21 protein-coding genes and 1 riboswitch are annotated in these 20,376 nt (G+C 58.7%); of the genes, 14 read left to right on the top strand and 7 right to left on the bottom strand.

The features are described 5' to 3' along the window. Window positions 1-80: 80 nt before the first annotated feature. The gene (locus EC836_RS03410; protein ID WP_123330111.1) at window positions 81-1,412 is read left to right on the top strand and encodes a VWA domain-containing protein; all 1,332 of its coding nucleotides are present in this window, start codon (window positions 81-83) and stop codon (window positions 1,410-1,412) included. A gap of 35 nt (window positions 1,413-1,447) precedes the next feature. Here EC836_RS03410 and EC836_RS03405 read toward each other — a convergent pair whose 3' ends face one another. After that, the gene (locus EC836_RS03405; RefSeq protein ID WP_123330759.1) at window positions 1,448-2,464 is read right to left on the bottom strand and encodes a lipoate--protein ligase A; all 1,017 of its coding nucleotides are present in this window, start codon (window positions 2,462-2,464) and stop codon (window positions 1,448-1,450) included. A 268-nt stretch (window positions 2,465-2,732) separates the two neighbouring features. Then, a riboswitch (guanidine-I (ykkC/yxkD leader) is annotated at window positions 2,733-2,832 on the top strand. 57 nt (window positions 2,833-2,889) lie between these two features. On the opposite strand from EC836_RS03405, the gene EC836_RS03400 reads away from it, so the two are divergent. The 10 genes from EC836_RS03400 (at window position 2,890) to EC836_RS03360 (ending at window position 11,871) form a co-directional block, all read left to right on the top strand. Then, on the top strand, window positions 2,890-3,948 hold the full coding sequence (locus EC836_RS03400; protein ID WP_123330110.1) for a putative urea ABC transporter substrate-binding protein: 1,059 nt from the start codon (window positions 2,890-2,892) through the stop codon (window positions 3,946-3,948). A gap of 24 nt (window positions 3,949-3,972) precedes the next feature. Next, window positions 3,973-4,788: an ABC transporter permease gene (locus tag EC836_RS03395; RefSeq protein ID WP_123330108.1), complete on the top strand. Its 816-nt coding sequence runs from the start codon at window positions 3,973-3,975 to the stop codon at window positions 4,786-4,788. Beyond that, window positions 4,785-5,573: an ABC transporter ATP-binding protein gene (locus tag EC836_RS03390; protein WP_123330106.1), complete on the top strand. Its 789-nt coding sequence runs from the start codon at window positions 4,785-4,787 to the stop codon at window positions 5,571-5,573. Before EC836_RS03395 ends, EC836_RS03390 begins: the two co-directional genes overlap by 4 nt. After that, window positions 5,570-6,313, top strand: coding sequence for an urea amidolyase associated protein UAAP1 (locus tag EC836_RS03385; RefSeq protein WP_123330104.1), 744 nt, complete (start codon window positions 5,570-5,572; stop codon window positions 6,311-6,313). Before EC836_RS03390 ends, EC836_RS03385 begins: the two co-directional genes overlap by 4 nt. Beyond that, a complete protein-coding gene (locus EC836_RS03380) occupies window positions 6,310-6,945 on the top strand; it encodes an urea amidolyase associated protein UAAP2 (protein ID WP_123330102.1) in 636 nt (211 codons plus the stop codon). Before EC836_RS03385 ends, EC836_RS03380 begins: the two co-directional genes overlap by 4 nt. Further along, window positions 6,936-7,100, top strand: a complete 165-nt coding sequence (locus EC836_RS24710; protein WP_158612768.1) for a hypothetical protein — start codon at window positions 6,936-6,938, stop codon at window positions 7,098-7,100. Before EC836_RS03380 ends, EC836_RS24710 begins: the two co-directional genes overlap by 10 nt. Before the next feature lie 77 nt (window positions 7,101-7,177). Further along, entirely contained in the window at window positions 7,178-10,777 is a 3,600-nt protein-coding gene (uca, locus tag EC836_RS03375) for an urea carboxylase (protein WP_123330100.1), read from the top strand. Between the two features lie 162 nt (window positions 10,778-10,939). After that, window positions 10,940-11,170: a DUF1272 domain-containing protein gene (locus EC836_RS03370; RefSeq protein ID WP_123330098.1), complete on the top strand. Its 231-nt coding sequence runs from the start codon at window positions 10,940-10,942 to the stop codon at window positions 11,168-11,170. A gap of 71 nt (window positions 11,171-11,241) precedes the next feature. Continuing rightward, window positions 11,242-11,559, top strand: a complete 318-nt coding sequence (locus tag EC836_RS03365) for a type II toxin-antitoxin system RelE/ParE family toxin (RefSeq protein WP_123330097.1) — start codon at window positions 11,242-11,244, stop codon at window positions 11,557-11,559. Between the two features lie 3 nt (window positions 11,560-11,562). Continuing rightward, window positions 11,563-11,871, top strand: a complete 309-nt coding sequence (locus EC836_RS03360) for an addiction module antidote protein (protein ID WP_123330094.1) — start codon at window positions 11,563-11,565, stop codon at window positions 11,869-11,871. A 100-nt stretch (window positions 11,872-11,971) separates the two neighbouring features. Here the strand turns inward: EC836_RS03360 and EC836_RS03355 are convergent, their stop codons facing one another. The 6 genes from EC836_RS03355 to EC836_RS03330 all read right to left on the bottom strand — a co-directional run bounded on the left by EC836_RS03355 (window position 11,972) and on the right by EC836_RS03330 (window position 17,830). Further along, window positions 11,972-12,331, bottom strand: a complete 360-nt coding sequence (locus EC836_RS03355; protein WP_123330758.1) for an MmcQ/YjbR family DNA-binding protein — start codon at window positions 12,329-12,331, stop codon at window positions 11,972-11,974. A 2-nt stretch (window positions 12,332-12,333) separates the two neighbouring features. Continuing rightward, a complete protein-coding gene (locus EC836_RS03350) occupies window positions 12,334-12,840 on the bottom strand; it encodes a thioredoxin family protein (protein ID WP_158612767.1) in 507 nt (168 codons plus the stop codon). 102 nt (window positions 12,841-12,942) lie between these two features. Next, the gene (locus tag EC836_RS03345; protein WP_123330090.1) at window positions 12,943-13,863 is read right to left on the bottom strand and encodes a ketopantoate reductase family protein; all 921 of its coding nucleotides are present in this window, start codon (window positions 13,861-13,863) and stop codon (window positions 12,943-12,945) included. Between the two features lie 138 nt (window positions 13,864-14,001). Beyond that, window positions 14,002-15,471, bottom strand: a complete 1,470-nt coding sequence (locus tag EC836_RS03340; protein ID WP_123330088.1) for an aspartate aminotransferase family protein — start codon at window positions 15,469-15,471, stop codon at window positions 14,002-14,004. A 14-nt stretch (window positions 15,472-15,485) separates the two neighbouring features. After that, window positions 15,486-16,871, bottom strand: coding sequence for a diaminobutyrate--2-oxoglutarate transaminase (locus EC836_RS03335; protein ID WP_123330086.1), 1,386 nt, complete (start codon window positions 16,869-16,871; stop codon window positions 15,486-15,488). A gap of 359 nt (window positions 16,872-17,230) precedes the next feature. Continuing rightward, on the bottom strand, window positions 17,231-17,830 hold the full coding sequence (locus EC836_RS03330) for a helix-turn-helix transcriptional regulator (RefSeq protein WP_123330084.1): 600 nt from the start codon (window positions 17,828-17,830) through the stop codon (window positions 17,231-17,233). 298 nt (window positions 17,831-18,128) lie between these two features. Here EC836_RS03330 and EC836_RS03325 point away from each other — a divergent pair, with 298 nt between their 5' ends. The 3 genes from EC836_RS03325 to EC836_RS03315 are packed head-to-tail and all read left to right on the top strand — an operon-like array spanning window position 18,129 to window position 20,369. Next, window positions 18,129-18,779 (top strand): amino acid ABC transporter permease, encoded by a 651-nt coding sequence (locus EC836_RS03325; RefSeq protein ID WP_123330082.1) that lies wholly within the window; start codon window positions 18,129-18,131, stop codon window positions 18,777-18,779. Window position 18,780: 1 nt separating this feature from the next. Beyond that, window positions 18,781-19,548 (top strand): amino acid ABC transporter ATP-binding protein, encoded by a 768-nt coding sequence (locus EC836_RS03320; protein ID WP_123330080.1) that lies wholly within the window; start codon window positions 18,781-18,783, stop codon window positions 19,546-19,548. A gap of 26 nt (window positions 19,549-19,574) precedes the next feature. Continuing rightward, on the top strand, window positions 19,575-20,369 hold the full coding sequence (locus tag EC836_RS03315; RefSeq protein ID WP_233599096.1) for an ABC transporter substrate-binding protein: 795 nt from the start codon (window positions 19,575-19,577) through the stop codon (window positions 20,367-20,369). Window positions 20,370-20,376 lie beyond the last annotated feature (7 nt).

The following is a 20,376-nucleotide window of genomic DNA, read 5'->3' as shown; positions in this document are numbered from 1 at the left end:
TAATACGAAAACCCGGCTTGTCCGGGTTTTTTTTCGCCTTTATGCGCCGATATGCGCCTTAGTTAACAAAGGATCTGTTTATGCTGCTTCAGTCTGGCCAGAACCTGGTCGTCAACGCGACACGGCTTACTCTGAACCTGCACTACCCCACGATACCGGGTTTTCGCGGTGAGCCGGATACCTCTGTTTTTCTGCTGAACGCCGCCGGTAAGGTTGGCGGTGACAGCGACTTTATCTTCTACAATCAGCCCGCGACGCCCAATCGCAGCGTGGTGCTTAACGTGGCCGCGCAGGGTAGTACGGTCACTATCGATCTGGCGTTAATCCCTGAGTCAGTCAGCAAAATTGCCGTAACGCTGGTCATTGACGGCGAGGATTCGATTGCCGGACTGCGCGGCCTGGCGCTGGATGCGCCGGGCATCGCGCGCTTCGAACCGGAAACCCATGGCCGCAGTGAAAAAGCCCTGATCGTCGCCGAGATCTATCGCCACGGCGGCAACTGGAAACTGCGTGCGCTGGGCCAGGGTTTTAACGGCGGCCTGGAACCGCTGGCGCTGAACTACGGAGTGGATATCGCCAGCCCGCCTGCGGATGCGCCCTTAGCCGCACCTGCGGCCTCTTCCGGTGCGGAGAGATCGCCTGCCGCAGCTCCAACTTCCGTGACGCCGTCACGCAATGCAGCCTCCGCCGCGGCACCCACCGTTAGCCTGGAGAAAAAGCTGGAGGCGAAAGCTCCCCGGCTGGTTAGCCTGGCAAAAAATGCCACCGTCAGCCTCAGCAAGCACCGCCTGAACGATATCAAAGCGCGGGTGGCCTTCGTGCTGGATGCCTCCGGTTCGATGACCAAACAGTTTAAGCAGGGCAACGTGCAGGCGGTACTGGACCGCATTGCGGTGCTGGCGGTGCAGTTTGACGATGACGGTTCAATGGATGTCTGGGGTTTTGCCGAACGCCATGCCAAATACCCGGACGTGACGCTGGATAACCTCGACGGCTATATCGATGCCATTCGCACCGGCGGTAAACGCGGCTGGCTGGAACTGCTGCCGGGGCTCGGCGGCACCAATAATGAACCGCCGGTGATGGAGGAGGTCGTCGATACCTTCAGGCACAGCGATCTGCCGGTGTACGTGGTGTTTATCACCGATGGCGGCATCAGCAAAACGCGACAGATCAAGGAAGCCATTCGCCGCTCGGCAAATTATCCAATCTTCTGGAAGTTTGTTGGCCTGGGCGGCAGCAACTACGGCATTCTGGAGAATCTGGACGACTTCAGCGATCGGCGGATCGATAACAGCAACTTCTTTGCGATTGACGACTTCGCCAAAATGTCATCTGAACGGCTTTACGACCTGCTGCTGGAAGAGTTCCGCCAGTGGTACGACGCCGCAAAAGCGGACAGGGTGTTTTGATTTTTGCCTGCCGCGAATGCGGCAGGCGGTACCACTCAGCGCAGACTCTCTTCCAGCCACGCCGCCAGCTGCTGCAGCTCTTCACGCTGCTGCGGAAACTCCACGATCAGTTCTTCTGCCAGGTGCGAAACGCTCTGCGGCTGATATCTTTCGCCCTGAAGCTTTTCCTGCAGCGCTTCCAGCGGTGCCGGGTTCAGGCTGTCGGTATAAATCCGGCAGCGCTGAATAACGCCGCGCTCAACGTCCACGTGGATCTCCACGCCGCCCCAGCTGAAGCGGGTATCCAGCTGATGGGCGAAATCCGGGGCCTGGCCGAAGTTCCATTCCCAGCTGCTCTGGCGGGCAAAGGTTTCCGCAAAACCGGGCAGGTCGGGGAACGCCTCCGGAGAAATTAACTCAGGCTCGCAGCGCTCACCGTAGTACTCAAAGAAAGATTTCGTGACGGCGTCACAAATTCGTTCGTAGCTGATATCCGGCTGAAGCTCCTGCAGATTGGCTACGCGGGAGCGCACCGACGTGATGCCCTTAGCCTGAAGCTTCTTCTCATCGGGGTTGAGATAGTCGGCCAGTCGGGAAAGATCGGCATTCATCAGCAGGGTGCCGTGATGGAAGCCGCGGTCGCGAGTTTCACGATAGGCCGAGCCGGACACTTTGCGCATGCCGTCGGCGGTGCTGACGACCAGATCGTTACGGCCGGAGGCTTCCGCCGTCATGCCCAGTGCCTCCAGCGCATGCAGGATAATCCCTGTCGACACGCTTTTATCGTATTCCGGCTTACCGGCCATAAAGGTAAAGCAGCAGTTGCCGAGGTCATGAAACACCGCGCCGCCGCCGCTGCTGCGGCGCGCCAGGCGAATGCCGTCCTCTTCCATCCGCCGGGTGTTGCACTCTTTCCACGCATTCTGCGCCCGGCCAATCACCACCGTTTCCGCGTTGCGCCACAGGAACAGCACCCGCTGGGTGGCGGGCATCTGGCGGAAAATGCACTCTTCTACCGCAAGGTTAAACCACGGATCCCAGGATTCAGATAACAGTAAACGCAGTGAGGACATCAGTAACTCCATTTCCATATTAAGGCCGCCGGACAGTACGCGGCGGCGGGAGTGCGGCGCAGAGATCATACTCTGGCGACGACCGGCGTGTCACCTCCGTCTACATGGCGTGGTGCACCTTGGTGATGCAGCCTGCCTGTTAATGAGGCATCGCGAAGCAAAGGTTGCACGTAGTTCATCTTAACTCATTGTTATTCAACATCATTAAATTCTGGCATAGCTTTTGCTTCTCTTTCTCTAAGCAGCAGCGTTACACAGATAACTGACTTAAATAGCAGGCTAGGGTTCCGGTCCATTTCGATGGATGTCTGGTCCGAGAGCTGGCGACCTCGGTTGAGGTTACACGGCGGGACAAAAGCCCGGGAGACAGCAACACCGCAGGTGTAGCGCTGCCCCGTATTTTTCCGCCGACACCGAGGTCCGATATGAAACTATCCCGTTTGCTGGGCGCCTGTCTCCTTACCGCTACCGCGCTTCTCAGCCTGCCAACGCAGGCCGCCGCCAAGAAAGAATTCAACGTTTGCTGGACCATCTACGCAGGCTGGATGCCCTGGGGGCAGATTTCCAGCTCAGGTATCATCGATAAGTGGGCCGCGAAGTACGGCATTAAAATCCACGTCACCCAGCTCAATGACTACATCGAATCGATCAACCAGTACACCGCCGGGCAGTTTGACGGCTGCACCATGACCAATATGGATGCGCTGACGATTCCTGCCGCCGGCGGCGTGGACAGCACCGCGCTGATCCTCGGCAGCTATTCCGAAGGCAACGACGGGGTGGTGCTGAAGGGCAAAGGCAAAACCCTCAGCGATCTGAAAGGGATGAAGGTCTATCTGCCCGAACTGTCCGTTTCCCATTACCTGTTGGTGCGCGGCCTGGAAAAAGCCGGGCTGCAGGAGAAAGACGTCACCGTCGTGAACACCTCCGATGCCGATATCGTTTCCGCCTTCGCCACATCAGGCGTGCAGGCCGCCGTGGCCTGGAACCCGCAGCTCTCGGTGATCAAAGCGACTCCGGACACCACCGAAGTGTTCGGCTCACAGCAGGTTCCCGGTGAACTGATCGACATGATGGTGGTTAACACCGCCGTGCTGAAGGACAACCCGGCGCTGGGCAAGGCGCTGACCGGCGCCTGGTTTGAAATGATGTCGCTGATGAAGGCCGGCGACAGCAAAGCGCTGACCGAGATGGCGACCGCCTCCGGCACCGATCTCGCCGGGTATCAGGCACAGCTGAAAACCACCCATCTGTTTTATACCCCGGCCGACAACCTGAAGTTTATTACCGGCAGCGAGCTGGCAAAAACCATGCAGCGCGTGGCGCAGTTCTCGTTTGATAAGGGACTGCTGGGCGACGGGGCGCAGAGCGCGGACTTTATCGGCATGCAGTTCCCCGGCGGCGTGACGCAGGGCGACAGCGGCAACCTGAAACTGCGCTTCGACGACAGCTATCTGCAGATGGCCGCAGACGGCAAGCTGTAACCGATGGCGCAAGGAGTTAACGCGATGCGGCAAATTAACCGCCACCCGACGGCAGGCGCACGCCTGATGCTGATACTGCTGCCTTTTGTGCTGGTGATCGCCGCCTGGCTGATCGGCTCGGCCATCCGGCTGGAGGCCAACCCGCAGGACAAGCTGCTGCCGGGCTTGGGGCAGATGTTCGACGCCGTGCACCGGATGGCCTTCGTGGCAGACAAACGCAGCGGCGATTATCTGTTCTGGACCGACACACTGGTCAGCCTGGCGCGCCTGCTGGCCGGGCTGGGCATCGCCGCACTGCTGGGGCTGTGCTTCGGCATTGCCTCCGGGGTTTTCCCCATGCTGCGTGCGCCGCTCTCCACTTTTATGACGGTGATTTCAATGGTGCCGCCGCTGGCGATACTGCCGGTGCTGTTTATCGTTTTCGGCCTGGACGAACTGTCGAAGGTCATGCTGATAGTGATTGGCGTTACGCCGATGCTGGCGCGGGATCTGGAGCAGCGGGCGCGGGAGATCCCGGTGGAGATCCTGATTAAGGCGCAAACGCTGGGGGCCAGCAGCTGGACCCTGGTTCTGCGAGTGGTGCTGCCGCAGCTGCTTTCCCGGTTGCTGGTATCGCTGAGATTGATGCTGGGCGCGGCATGGCTGTTCCTGATCTCCGCCGAGGCGATTTCAGCCACCGCCGGGCTGGGCTACCGCATCTTCCTGGTGCGTCGCTATATGGCGATGGACGTGATCCTGCCTTACGTGGTTTGGATCACTCTGCTGGCCTGGCTGATGGATCTCGGCCTGCGCTATCTGAACCGCAGATGGTTCCCCTGGTCGACAGGAGCACAGTCATGAGTTTTATCGTCATCGATAACATCTGGCAGGAATACGGGCGCCACGTGGTGCTGGAGCGCCTCAATCTGCAGATTGCCGAAGGGGAGTTCTGCACCATGGTGGGGGCTTCCGGCTGCGGGAAATCGACCTTCCTGCGCCTGCTGCTTGGCCAGGAAAAACCGAGCCGTGGACAGATCCTGCTGGCCGGAGAGCCGCTCAAACCGGAGCCGGATATCACCCGGGGCGTGGTTTTTCAACGTTATTCCGTTTTTCCCCATCTCAGCGTGCTGGATAATGTGACCATCGGGCTGGAGCTGCCGCGTTCGCGCTGGAGCGGCCGTCTGTTCGGTCAGCAAAAGCGGCAGGCGAGGGAGCAGGCCGCCGCGCTGCTGGTGCGGGTCGGGCTTGGCCATGCGCTGAACAAGTATCCCGCCCAGCTGTCGGGCGGCATGCAGCAGCGTCTGGCGATTGCCCAGGCCTTCATTATGCAGCCGCGCGTGCTGCTGCTCGACGAGCCTTTTGGCGCACTTGACCCCGGCATCCGAAAAGATATGCACCAGCTGCTGCTGGAGCTGTGGCAGGAAACCCGCCTGACGGTGTTTATGGTCACCCACGATCTGAGCGAAGGCTTCCATCTGGGCACCCGACTGCTGGTATTTGACAAAGTGCGTATCGATCCCCACGAACCGGAAGCGTACGGCGCCCGGATCACCTATGACATTCCGCTGAACGAGCAGCGCCAGCCGCCACGCGACATCGTGACGACCGCCGCGCCGGGTTCAGCCGTAAAGGAGCTTTCCCTGTGAATACGACTCAACACCATCATGCCGAAACCGAGAGCGAAGTGCTGCCCGGCGGTGGACACACCTCATTTATTCTGCGTCGCGGGCAGGTGCTGCGCATCACCGATACCACCGGCGGTGCCAACGTCAGCCTGATGATGCTGAACGCCGCAGAAAAAAGCGACCGCCTGAATCTGCCGGATACCCTGAAAGCGCAGCACACGGCGAAGCTGACCACCGGCCACTGCCTGTATTCCGATATGGGTCGGGTGCTGGCGGCCATCGTTGCCGATACCTGCGGCTGGCACGACAGCTTCGGCGGCGTACTTAATGCCGCTGAAACGCGGGGAAAATACGGCCAGGGCCGCTATCAGGAGCTGAGAAACGGCTTCTACCGCAACGGCACCGACAACCTGCTGGTTGAGATGGGCAAGTGGGATCTGAACCTGCAGGATTTGCAGATGACCCTGAACCTGTTTAGCAAAGTCACGGTGGATGCCGAAGGCCATTTCCATTTTGTACGCGACTATTCCCGCCCCGGCAGCTATATCGAACTTTACGCCCCGATCGACGTGCTGGTGATCCTGACCGCGCTGCAGCATCCGATGGATCCCGCCACCGAATACGCGCCGCGCCCGGTCAGTCTGAACTGGCGGGAGGTGGAAAACCCCGCCGCGCTGCTGGCCTGCACCGAAATCCGCGCCGAGAACGCCCGCGCGCTGACCAATACCACGCAGTTTTGCCGCCATGGAGCCTCATTATGAATCCCGTTGCCAGCACCCGAGATAGCCGCGATGCGGTGTACCGCCACACCATCCCGGCGGGCGAACCGTTCCTGTTTGAAGTACGTCAGGGGCAGACGGTGCGCCTGCACGATCTGGAGGGCAACCAGGCGGTGGATACGCTGTTCTACAGCGCCCGCAACCCGCGTGAGCGCTACGATGCCCAGCGCACGCTGCGTCGCCAGAATAACGTCTACCTCACTACCGGCAGCGTCCTTTACTCCAACCTCGGCAACCCGCTGCTGACCCTCGTCGCCGATACCTGTGGTCGCCACGATACGCTGGGCGGCGCGTGCTCACAGGAGAGCAACACCGTGCGCTATGCGCTGGATAAGCGCCATATGCACAGCTGCCGCGACAATTTTCTCTGCGCCAGCCTGCATGATGGCCGCCTGCAAAAGCGCGACCTTGTCGCCAATATCAACTTCTTTATGAACGTACCGGTGACCCCAGAAGGCGGACTGACCTTTGCCGACGGCATTTCGGCTGCCGGGAAATACGTTGAACTGCGCGCGGAATGCGATGTGATCGTGCTGATCTCCAACTGCCCGCAGCTGAACAACCCGTGTAATGGCTGGAACCCGACCGCGGCCGAGGTGCTGATATGGAATTAATTCGCCAACATATTCGGCTGATGATGCCGCCACGTTTCTGGCGGCGAGCGGGGCGGTTATGCCTGCGGCTGCTGGAAGCCCGCACCGCAAACTATGCGGTGCTGTCCGATCCGGCGGGGCACCTGAGCGGGCGTGCATCGTCCCGCTCCCGTTAAGGCGATTTTTCTCCGGTGGACGACCTCAGGAGATCGGATTGATGGCGGGACGGCCCGCCCGAGTGTGAGTCTCAACCATGTTTACTAAAGTCCTTATTGCCAACCGCGCCACCCTGGCCTGCCGCATTCTGCGCACCCTGCGAGCCATGAACGTCAGCGGCGTCGCGGTCTTTTCCGAAGCGGATGCCGGCAGTCTGCATATCAGCCAGGCCGATGAGGCCATCAGTCTTGGCGACGGTCCTGCGGCGCAAACCTATCTGGTGGTGGATAAAATTATCGCCGCCGCGCGTGAAAGCGGTGCACAGGCCATCCACCCCGGCTACGGTTTCCTGTCGGAAAATGCGGCATTCGCCGACGCCTGTGAAGCTGCGGGCATTGCCTTTATCGGTCCGACCCCGCAGCAGCTGCGGCTGTTTGGCCTGAAACATACCGCCCGCGATCTGGCGCGCGGCCACGGCGTACCGCTTCTGGAGGGCAGCGACCTGCTGGACAGCGTAGATGACGCACTGCACACCGCAGAAACGGTTGGTTATCCGGTGATGTTAAAAAGCACCGCGGGCGGCGGTGGTATCGGCATGCGCGTTTGCCGCGATGCCGCAGAGCTGTCCGATGCCTTTGCCACCGTAAAGCGGCTGGGCGAAAACAACTTCAGCGACGGCGGCGTATTCATTGAAAAATACATCACCCACGCGCGCCATCTGGAAGTTCAGGTGTTTGGCGACGGCGCGGGCGAAGCCATTGCCCTTGGCGTGCGCGACTGCTCGATTCAGCGCCGCAATCAGAAAGTGATTGAGGAAACTCCAGCGCCCAATCTGCCGGAGGGCATGGCGGAGGCGCTGTGCAGCGCGGCACTCAAGCTGGCCAAAGCGGTTAACTACCGCAGCGCGGGCACCGTTGAATTTGTTTACGACAGCGAAGCGCAGCAGTTTTACTTCCTTGAGGTGAATACCCGCCTACAGGTGGAGCACGGCGTGACCGAGCAGGTGTGGGGCGTGGATCTGGTTCGCTGGATGATTGCGCTGGCCGCCGGAGAGCTGCCGCCGCTGGCGGAACTGGCCGCCGCATTAAAGCCGCAGGGGCATTCCATTCAGGCGCGACTGTATGCGGAAGATCCCGCCCGCCAGTTCCAGCCGTCGCCGGGGCTGCTGACCGAGGTTCACTTCCCGAAAGCGGACGGTCAGCACCTGCGCATCGACAGCTGGGTAGAGGCGGGTTGTGAGATCCCGCCGTTCTTTGACCCGCTGCTGGCAAAAATTATCACCTGGGCGGAGAGCCGCGAACGGGCCACCGCCGCGCTGAGCGACGCGCTGGGCGAGACGCGTCTGTACGGCGTAGAAACCAACCGGCAGTACCTGCAGCAGATCCTGGCCGATCGGCCTTTTGCCAGCGGCCAGCCCTGGACCCGCTGCCTCGAACAGCTGGTGTACCGGGCGGCGACGGTTGAGGTACTGCAGCCAGGGACGCAGACGACGGTGCAGGATTATCCCGGCAGGCTGGGTTACTGGGCGGTCGGCGTGCCGCCATCGGGCCCGATGGACGATCGCGCGCTGCGGCTGGGCAACCGCCTGCTGAACAATTCTCCGACCGAGGCGGCGCTGGAAATCACCCTCAGCGGTCCGACGCTGCGCTTTAATACCGACGCCGTTATCGCCATTACCGGTGCGGAAATCGCCATCGACCTGGATGATGTTCCGCAGCCGATGAATACCGTGCTGGCGGTGGCCGCCGGTTCCGTGCTCAGGCTGGGCGAAATTGCCAACGCCGGTGCCCGCAGCTATCTCTGCCTGCGCGGCGGGATTGTCGTGCCGGAATATCTGGGCAGCAAAAGCACATTTACCCTCGGCCAGTTTGGCGGCCACGCCGGTCGCGCTTTACGCACCGGCGATGTGCTGCATCTTGCTGCTGTTGAGCACGGCGTGGTCGGGGCCACGCTGCCGGCGGGACTGTGCCCGTCGCTGCCTGAAGTACGCACGCTGAGGGTGATTTACGGCCCGCACGGCGCACCCGAGTATTTCACCGCCGACTGGATCGACGTGTTCTTCGCCACCGAGTGGCAGGTCCACTTTAACTCCAGCCGCACCGGCGTGCGCCTGATTGGCCCGAAACCGGAGTGGGTGCGGGAAAGCGGCGGCGAGGCGGGGCTGCATCCGTCGAATATTCACGATAACCCGTACGCGGTTGGCGCGGTGGATTTTACCGGCGACATGCCGGTGATCCTCGGCCCGGATGGCCCGAGCCTGGGGGGATTTGTCTGCCCGGTCACCGTCATTGAGGCCGACCTCTGGCAGCTCGGCCAGCTGAAGGCGGGCGACCGGCTGCGCTTTGTGCCGGTCGATATCGGCACAGCGCGACGACTGGTGGCTGAACGTCAGAGCGAACTGGCTACGCTTCAGCCTCAGACGAGCCGCTGGCAGCCTGCGTCAATCGCCTCTCCGATAGTACTGGACTGCGGTAGCGACGATCGCCGTCTGGTCGCCCGCCTCTCCGGCGATACTCATCTGCTGCTGGAAATCGGCGCGGCGGAGCTGGATCTGGTGCTGCGCTTCCGGGCGCACGCCCTGATGCAGGCGCTGGAGGCGCTACGGCATCCGGCGATGATTGACCTGACGCCCGGCATTCGTTCGCTGCAAGTTCACTATCGCCCGGAAGAACTATCGCTCGAGGCGCTGCTGGCGCTGATTGCACCGCTGTGGGATGCGGTTTGCCAGCAGCAGGATCTGCGCGTGCCCTCGCGTGAGGTCTGGCTGCCGCTCTCCTGGGACGATCCGGCATGCCAGCAGGCGATTGATAAATATATGACCACGGTGCGCCGTGACGCGCCCTGGTGCCCCAGCAACCTGGAGTTTATCCGCCGGATTAACGATCTGCCGGATATCGATGCGGTGTTCCGCACGGTCTTTGAAGCCAGCTATCTGGTGATGGGGCTGGGCGACGTCTATCTGGGCGCACCGGTGGCGACGCCGCTCGATCCGCGTCATCGACTGGTGACCACCAAGTACAACCCGGCGCGCACCTGGACCGCCGAGAACTCAGTCGGTATCGGTGGGGCCTATCTGTGCGTTTACGGGATGGAAGGGCCGGGAGGCTACCAGTTCGTTGGCCGCACCCTGCAAATGTGGAACCGCTATCGCCAGGTCGCAGACTTTAACGGCAAACCCTGGCTGCTGCGCTTCTTCGACCGCATCCGCTTCTTCCCGGTGAGTGCCGACGAGCTGACAACCATTCGCCGCGACTTCCCGCTGGGGCGCTATCCGCTGAAGATTGAGCACAGCGAACTGGCGCTGGCCGACTATCAGGCATTCCTGGCGGAGGAGAGCCAGACGATTACCGCCTTCCGCGACCATCAGCAGTCGGCCTTTAATGCCGAGCGCCAGCGCTGGATCGCCTCGGGCCAGGCGCATTTTGACAGTCAGGAAGAAGCGGCGGTAGAGGAGGAATATCAACCGCTGGCGGCGGGGTATCACGCGGTGGAAAGCGGCATTGCCGGTAATCTGTGGCAGGTCAGTGTGAATGTCGGTGACAGTGTCACCAGGGGCCAGCCGCTGGTGATTCTGGAGTCGATGAAAATGGAGATCCCGCTGCTGGCTCCCTGCAACGGCGTTGTGCGAGAGGTGCGTGCCGCGCCGGGTTCCGCCGTCAGGGCCGGGCAGTGCGTGGTGGTGATAAAGCAGGACTGACCGCGCACAGATCCTGGTACAGGTGCCGTTCTGCGTGGTGCGGGTATTCACGCAGGAACGGCGATCCTGTCCCATTCTGTCCGTTTGCTGTCCGAAAACGGTATTCCGCCGACGGCAAACGGACGGTATGCTGAGTAAAAAACGTCGACGAGGATGGGGTAAATGCTGGAACTACGACCGGGATGTGAATACTGCGATATCAACCTGCCGCCGGAGTCGCTGGACGCGGTGATTTGCTCTTTTGAGTGCACCTTCTGCCGCGACTGCGCCGAGAAGCACCTGCACGGGAAATGCCCGAACTGCGGCGGCGAGCTGGTGCGCCGACCCATCCGCCCGGCGATCAAGCTGGAGAAGTTCCCGGCCTCGACGGTCAGGGTGCTGAGGGAAGGGTAAAGCGAGCGTCATCACGCTTTCAAAAAAGATCTGATGTACATTATCGTAGCTTAAAAGATACGATGTGCTTTATGAGGACGATAAAGCACTATCTGACGCCGGACGGCAGGGACCTGTTCACAGAATTCTTTCGCACAATGCGGGATTCGATCGCCAAAGCCAAAATAGCCTCCAGGATTAACCGGATGGCTGGCGGTAATTTTGGCGATCATAAACCGTGCCGTGAAGGTGTTTGGGAACTCAGGGTCAGTCAGGGTGCAGGCTATCGCGTTTATTACAGTCTGGTCGATGGAGAGGTCGTATTACTTCTTCTCGCCGGAGATAAGCGTACGCAGGATGCCGATATCGATGAGGCAATATGTTGCCTGAAAGACTATGTGATGAGGTGACAAATGGCTAAAGCCCGCTTACATGATGATGCAATGATAGAGATGCTGCGTGAAGATCCTGCTTTCGCCCGGGCCTATCTGCATCAGGCCTTCCTGGATATTGATGAAGAGGGTGGTCAGGAAGCATTTCTTCTGGCATTACGGCATGTTGTTGAGGCGCGTGGTGGTATGGCTACTGTTGCGCAAAAAGCAGGTGTGTCGCGCGAAACGCTTTACCGCACGCTGTCGCCAGCCGGTAATCCCACGCTAAAAACGTTACGTAATATTGTTAAAGCCGCCGGTATGCCGTTTTCATCACTGATTGCTGCTTAGTCGACAAGCCGGTATTTCAACATCTCATTCGATGTATAAAAACGCCCGATGAGCCGTCGGGCGTTTTTTATTCGGGCAATAAGCCCATTACGCAAAAGCGTTAAAAACGCGGATGCTTATATTTCGGCACGCCGTTGAGCACCAGCCGCCAGGAATCGTTCACCAGCTGTTCGACCAGACCGTCGGTGATCTTCTCTCCAGGATGAACAGAAATCCAGTGGCGTTTATTCATATGATAGCCGGGGTGAATCGAATCATAGATCGCCCGGTGCAGCTCGCCCTGTTCCTGCTGGCACTTCAGGGTGATAATTTTCTCTCCGCGCAGTTCGGTCAGCAGCAGAAACATTTTATCCGCCACCTTGAACACCTGATGCTCCGGGCCGAAGGGGTAGCTGCACTCGGAGCCTGGAAGCAGTTCAGCGGCGAAAATAGCCGCCGCGTGGATTTGTCCACCGTTCATCATTACGCCTTCTTGTGCTGAGTAGCGGCCACGATATCCGCTACGGTATCCGCCAGGCGCTCGCCCTGCTTATAAGAAATGAGCGTCTGTTCATCACCGTTGAGTACCGACTGCGGTCGCTCAATAAAGGTGCCAATCGGCTGCAAATCGGCATCCAGGATCGCTGCAAACGGGATCTTCACTTTTTCCACGCCAAACTGCTGCTGAAACAGCGCCGTCGCCTGGTCGCGGGTAATGATGCTCATTTTCATATTCGGTGCCAGACGGCACAGCGACTGGAAAGCCGGCACGTTGCGCAGGCAGTCCGGGCACCACATTTCTGCCGCAACCAGCAGCGTGTAGCTGCCGTCCAGCCGTTCAATGTCGGCTTTCAGTTCCGCCGTCAGAAAACCGGCGCGTTCGGTTTTTGCCTGCTCGCGCAGCAGATGCTGGATCTGCTCATCGTTGCCCTGACTGACAAACTGCGGATAGTCGACGCCAAGATCGATTAGTGTGTTGAAATCTGTCACCTGCTGCTCCCAAAGTTTAATGAATTATCTATCAACGTGCTGGATAAAGCTGGCCAGTCAGCCTTGTGAAGGGGGATGCCGCTTTGACGTTGCCGTCTGTAATCATGCCTGCCGATGCAGCAGGTAAACCTGCAAATTGACCCACACCGCATTCAGCAGCGGCGTTGCCAGCTGATGGCGCCGGGCGCGCTGAACCAGATCGCCAATAATCTGGTCGGCTTCAATATCATATCCCTGCATCAGATCGCGATACATCGACGATGTCAGCGGGGTATCCGGATTACTGAGCCAGGTTAAAATACCGTCCGCCTGCGCCTTGCGATGCTGATAGCCTTCCGCAATCAGGGTTGAGATCACCTCATCAAACAGGCCGCTTAACATTGCCTGACCGCCGTCAGAGGCGAGCACCTGGCGGGTATCACCGCGCGCCAGGCAGGTTACCGCACCCAGCGTACTCAGCAGCAGCCATTTTTCCCACAGCTCGCAGGCAATATCGTCGCTGAGGAAGGCGTCGAACCCGCAGCCGCGCAGGGTTGAGTCCAGCCGCCGTAGCGACTCGCCGTTATCGCCGTTCAGCGCACCGTAGTAGAGCTGATGCAGCGGGGAGAGCTGGACGATTTCGCCCTCGGGCCCGAGCGTGGCGTGGATTTTACACAGGCCGCCGATAACGTGACGCTCACCAAAGCGCTGGCGCAGCAAGTCGATATGGCGCATACCGTTGAGGATAGGGAGGATCAGCGTATCCGGGCCGACGGCCGGCGCAATATCTTCCATCGCCTGGCTAAGTCCAAAGCCCTTCACCGTCAGCACGATAAGATCGTAAGAGGTACTGATTTCACCGGCGGTGATGGTGGCAGGCTTCAGCGTTTCTCGTCCCTGCGGGGTTTCAAGGATCAATCCGTCTTTTAGCAGTTGCTGACGGCGACGCTCGCGCAGCAGGAATGTCACGTCACGTCCGGCCTGCGCCAGTCGGGCACCAAAGTAGCCGCCGGTCGCACCCGCGCCAACAATCAAAATACGCATAATCCACTCCATCGTTGCGAAACAGAAAGGTCAAAATCCGTGGACGGTATGCTATCAATCTCCCGGCGCGATGAGCAACAAAAAAGCCGGTGACATTGCTGTCACCGGCTTTCGATTAAGTCCCTGAGCGGGTAGAGGTTACACCGCGATCTGCCCGGCGGTTTTTTCTACCAGCGCCAGCAGCACCTTGATGTCTTCCAGGGTGACCGTCGGATTAAGCAACGTCAGCTTCAGGCAGGTTACGCCGTCTGCTTCGGTTACGCCGACGTTGGCACGGCCAGACTCCAGCAGCACATCGCCGATTTTCTGGTTGAACAGCGCCAGAGCCGCATCGCCCGCGTCGGAAAGCGCCTGCGTGCGGTAGCGGAACAACACGCTGGCCAGCTGCGGCTGCATCACCAGCTCCAGCGCCGGCTGCTCGCTGACGTACTGAGCCACTTCCTGCGCCAGCGTCACGCCGTGATCGATGATCTCCGCGTACTGTTTCTGGCCTAACGCTTCCAGACCCATCCACAGCTTCAGTGCATCGAAGCGGCGGGTGGTTTGCAGCGATTTAGACACCAGGTTCGGTACGCCCTGAGCCTCATCGAACTCGGAGTTCAGATAGGCCGCCTGATAGCGCATCAGCTCGTAGTGGCGCGCTTCCTTCAGCAGGAACGCGCCGCAGCTGATGGTCTGGAAGAACTGCTTGTGGAAGTCCAGGGTAATGGAATCCACCAGCTCCAGGCCGTCCAGGTAGTCGCGATACTTCTCGGACAGCAGCAGCGCGCCGCCCCATGCCGCATCAACGTGAACCCAAATCTGCCGCTCGGCGGCCAGTTCGGCAATCGCCCGCAGCGGATCGATAGCGCCCGCGTCGGTGGTACCGGCGGTCGCCACGATAGCCAGAATCTGCTCGCCGTTGGCCTCCGCCTGCGCCAGTTTCTCCTGCAGATCGGTAAGATCCATACGGGAGAAGCGATCGGTTTTCACCAGCGTGACCGACTGATAGCCCAGGCCCAGCAGCGCCATGTTCTTCTGTACGGAGAAGTGCGCATGCTCGGAGCAGAGAACACGAATTTTCTTCAGGTTGCCAACCAGGCCATCCTGCTGAACAGAGTGTCCCTGGCGGGCAAAGAAGGCATCACGTGCCAGCATCAGGCCCATCAGATTGCTCTGGGTACCGCCGCTGGTGAATACCCCGGCATCGCCGGGCTGATAGCCAACCTGGGTACGCAGCCATTCAATCAGCTTGATCTCAATGATGGTCGCTGACGGGCTTTGATCCCATGAGTCCATGCTCTGGTTCGTGGCGTTGATCAGCACTTCCGCCGCCTGGCTTACCACCAGGCTAGGGCAGTGCAGGTGCGCCACGCACTGCGGATGGTGGACCGCAAGGCTGTCTTTCAGGAAGTATTCAACCGCACGCTCAATCGCGGCCTGATTACCCAGCCCCTGCGGATTGAAATCAAGCGTAATACGCTCGCGCAGTTCGGCAACGGTTTTACCCTGATACATCTCGGGCTGCTGTAGCCACTGGGCTACCGCTTCGCTACTCTGGGCAATCGCCTGACGATAGGCTTCAGTGCTTTGCGCTGAACCTGCCAGAATCGGGTTTAACCTGGACATCGAATTCACTCCACTCAGACCGGTTTTACGCCGCTGGCAAGCAGGGCGTTTTCAAATTTATCCAGGAAAATTTCCAGTTCACGATCGGTAATCAGCAGAGAAGGCAGCAGGCGCAGCACGCAGCCGTCGCGTCCACCGCGTTCCAGGATCAGACCGTTTTCGAAGCATTTTTTCTGCAGCAGCGCGGACAGCGCGCCGTCAGCCGGGTAGCAACCCATGTGATCCTGCGCTTCGTTTGGCTTGACGATCTCAATACCGATCATCATGCCCAGGCCGCGCACGTGGCCAAGCACCGGGTAACGCTGTTGCAGTTCAGCCAGCTTGCCTTTCAGCCATTCGCCCTGCGCCGCTACTTTACCGGCAACGTTGTTTTCTTTCAGGTGCTTCAGCGTGGTCAGGCCGGTAGCCATCGCCAGCTGGTTACCACGGAAAGTTCCGGTGTGGTGGCCAGGAGACCAGGCATCGAACTCTTTCTTAATGCCCAGCACGGCCAGCGGCAGACCGCCACCAACGGCTTTCGACATCACAATGATGTCTGGCTCAATTCCGGCGTGTTCGAAGGCAAACAGCTTACCGGTACGGGCAAAGCCCGCCTGCACTTCATCAATGATCAGCAGGATGCCGTGCTCGCGGGTCACCTTACGGATGCGCTGCAGCCACTCGGCAGGCGCCGGGTTCACGCCGCCTTCGCCCTGAACGGCTTCCAGAATCACCGCAGCAGGTTTACGCACGCCGCTTTCAACGTCGTTGATCAGGTTGTCAAAGTAGTAGGTCAGTGCCTTAACGCCGGCCTCACCACCGATACCCAGCGGGCAGCGGTATTCGTGCGGATACGGCATAAACTGCACTTCCGGCATCATGCCGTTGACCGCTTCTTTTGGTGACAGGTTGCCGGTTACCGCCAGCGCACCGTGGGTCATACCGTGGTAGCCGCCGGAGAAGCTGATCACGCCGGAACGACCGGTCACTTTTTTCGCCAGCTTCAGCGCGGCTTCAACGGCGTCGGCGCCGGAAGGACCGGTGAACTGCAGGCAGTACTCTTTACCCTGGCCTGGCAGTAAAGAGAGCAGATATTCTGAGAAGCTGTCTTTCAACGGCGTCGTCAGATCGAGTGTATGTAACGGCAAGCCGCTGGTAATGACATTTTGGATGCTTTGCAGGATATCAGGATGGTTGTGGCCCAGAGCCAGCGTTCCCGCACCGGCCAGGCAGTCAAGATATTGATTATTCTCAACATCGGTAATCCACACGCCTTCTGCTTTTGCGATAGCAAACGGCAGCTTACGTGGATAACTCCTAACATTTGACTCAAATTCAGCCTGGCGCGCCAAATAGGTTTCATTGTTTCCTTTTAATGAATCTGCACCGAAATTATCAATACGGACTTTATCCGTCATCATATCTCTCCTACAACCGTGAGTTTCAGAACGTCACAGTTGAATAAATGAATGAAAAGTTAACTGCTGTGAAAAAACGCGGCCAATATAGGCCATTTTAAGTCGCTACTCAATGATTAATTTTAATTAGTTGCGCTTATGATTTTGTCATAGGAATCAATACGTTGTTGATTTGCTGAACAATCGTCTTTGCGCTAATTCATTTCAGTCGCGTTATGCATAAATTTTCGCATTATGGGGATTTATGGCAATAAGAGGAGGGAGTTCGGCGTCGAAAAAAAGCGCAAAAAGAGTAAATAATGAACAATATCAAGGCGAATCGCTCAGTTAATCAGCAAATAAAGCACGGGGATAACGCGGATTTAAAGATGATGATGTTGCTGGATTTGCATAATCCACAGCACTTTCGCTGCCTCTGAGCCGTGATTAAACACGCTATGGCTTAAATGACTCTTAAACTGGAAACTATCGCCTGGCAGTAGTGTGACGCTGTCACCAGATACTGTCAGTAACAATTCACCTTCCAGCAGCAGACCCGCTTTTTCCCCGTTCCCCATCAGCATTTCCCGCGGGCCGGAGCCGGGGGGGATAGCGATCAGCATAAACTGTAAATCGTGTTCGCCGTTCGGTGACAGCAGCTCTTTAGCCACGCCGCTTTCACCGACGTGGAAATGCGGGCGATCCTGCCGCCGCCGCACAAAGTGTTCCGGCCCGGCGGCGGGCTGTTCGTCGGTATCCAGCAGGGCAGTCAACGGCACCCTCAGGGCAATGCGCAGCTGCTCCAGCATCCGCACCGTAGGATTGGTCTGGTTGCGCTCAATCTGGCTGATGGCTCCGGCGGAAACCCCGGCCAGCGCGGCCAGTTCGTTGATGGTCAGGCCGTGCTGCTTACGCATCTGCCGCACCCGCAGCCCGATATTTGCCTCAAGGGATAACGCGGATGACTGAATTTGTTTACTCATTTGATCGTATCCCGTAGCGCAGGAGAATGACGAATAATATTCACTATAATGAATTAACGTCAGGCTTTGTCAATCCTGAATCTCTCTGCTTACCTCCAAATTCACAGGCTAAATAACCCATTTTAATCATTTATTTAGATGAGGTTGTTGTGATTATTTGCGCTGATTTCAGCGCAATAAGTATTCCCTATGTCCAAACCTCTGCCGTGCGTTGACATCTTTTTTAGTGAAGCAGATATTCATTATGTTGAATATTTGTTGGCTATTTAATCGATTTAACTATCGCCGGGGAGAAAGAATGGACTGGAGCAGCGTACATAATTATCTGCCCTTTTTGCTGAAGGGCGCAGAAATGACCCTCACGATTACCGTGCTGGCGCTGATCATCAGCACGCCGCTGGGCCTGCTGTGGGCGGCCGGGAAGATGAGCGGGCTGCGTATTATCGTCTGGCCGGTGTCGATCATTATTAACATCACCCGCGGCCTGCCGATGATTGTGGTGCTGTTTTATATCTACTTCGTGTTTCCCGATATCGGCATCACCCTGACGGCGTTTCAGGCCAGCGTGATCGGCATCGCCTTCTGTTTTTCCTCCTACATTGCCGAAATTTTCCGCGCCGGGATCGAATCCGTCGATCGCGGCCAGCTGGAGGCCGCGCGCTCGATGGGTATGGGTTTCGGCAAAGCGATGGTGCGCGTGGTGCTGCCGCAGGCGTTCCACGTCGCGCTGCCGCCGTACAGCAATACGCTGGTGATGATGCTGAAGGATTCCGCACTGGCGTCTACTATCGCCGTCACCGAGATGACCCGCCAGGGGCAGCTGATGGCGTCATCCACTTTTGATAACACCACTATTTATACGCTGGTCGCCATCCTGTACCTGGCGATGTGTCTGCCGCTGATGGCGCTGACCAAACGCCTGGAAACCCGCCGTCTGAAAGGGGCCTGAAATGATCGAAATTAACGATGTGCATAAACGCTTTGGCCCGGTTGAAGTGCTGAAAGGCGTCAGTTTCAACGTCAAACAGGGGGAGGTGGTGTGCCTGATCGGCCCGTCCGGTTCGGGGAAATCTACCATTCTGCGCTGCATCAACGGGCTGGAAAGCTACCAGGGAGGCGAGATCCGCGTGCTGGGTCAGCGCGTAGACAATCAGCAGCGATCGATTAACGACCTGCGCCGCCAGGTGGGCATGGTGTTTCAGCGCTTCAATCTGTTCCCGCATCGTTCGGTGCTGGAAAACGTGATGGAAGGGCCGATCCACGTTAATGGTGAAGCGCGTGCCGTCGCCGAGAAGCGCGCGAAGTCGCTGCTTGATCTGGTCGGGCTGGGCGAAAAAGTCAACGCCTGGCCGCAGCAACTATCGGGCGGGCAGCAGCAGCGCGTGGCCATCGCCCGTACGCTGGCGCTGCAGCCCAAGGCGATTCTGTTTGATGAACCGACCTCCGCGCTGGATCCGGAGCTGGTGGGCGAAGTCCTGCAGGTGATGCGCAACCTGGCGCAGGAGGGGATGACGATGATCGTCGTCACCCACGAAATGCAGTTTGCCAGCGAAGTGGCCGACCGCGTGTGCTTCCTGCACAGCGGCAACATCGTTGAGCAGGGAACCACCGACCGGGTGCTGGGAAACCCGCAGGAGCCGAGGACCCGGGATTTCCTGCGGCGCGTACTGCGGGAACCCACCGTTCATCACTGCGAACACTGCCGAAAAATTGCCTGACCTCTACTCTCAATGGGACGATAAAAATGAAAATGATCTCCAACGTTAAGCGTTCACGTCTGTCTTCTTTGCTGCTGGCCGGTGCGCTGTGCTGCGGCACTTTTTCCAGCGTGGCGCAGGCCGAAACGCTGAAGCTGCTGGCCGGGTCAACGCCCGCCAGCCGCCCGACCTGTTTTATGGATCTGGAGACGGGGAAATTTCAGGGGTTTATGCCGGAGGTGGCGGAAGAAGTGGCGAAGCGCGCCGGGTTCGAGGTGGGTTTTAACGCCATTCCGTTCTCTGCGCTGCTGCAGTCACTGCTGTCTGACAAAATCGATATGATCGTTGCGGGCATGTCGCCGACCGACCAGCGTAAAACCAAAGTCGACTTCTCGGTAGGGATCACCGGCATCGGTGAAGGCATTTACGCCCGTGATGACAATAAAAAGGTCTATCGCACCCCGGCCGATTTTAAAGGTGAAACCATCGGCATCATGGCCGGTACCGATTACGGCCGCCGTATTGCCGAAATGAACATCGCTAAAGAGGTGAAGTTCTATGAAAATGCGGCTGACCTGGCGCGCGACGTCTCGCTTGGCCGGGTCAGCATCGGTATGAACGACTACCCGATCCTGAAAGGCCAGGCCAGCATCGGCAATCTGAAGGGCATGCACGTAGTGGAAACCTATCAGGCCACGAAAGTCTCGCCGGTAGCGTTTGCCGTGCGCAAGGGTAACGGTCCGCTGCTGGAGAAAATCAACGCCGCGCTTACCGGTATGAAACAGGACGGAACGCTGGAAAAAATCCTCAATAAGTGGGGGATTCAGTATATCCCAGCCTGATTGGCAG

The sequence above is a fragment of the Erwinia sp. JUb26 genome (assembly GCF_003751505.1).
GTDB lineage: Bacteria > Pseudomonadota > Gammaproteobacteria > Enterobacterales > Enterobacteriaceae > Erwinia.
This window is presented reverse-complemented; position numbering and strand designations above follow the sequence as displayed.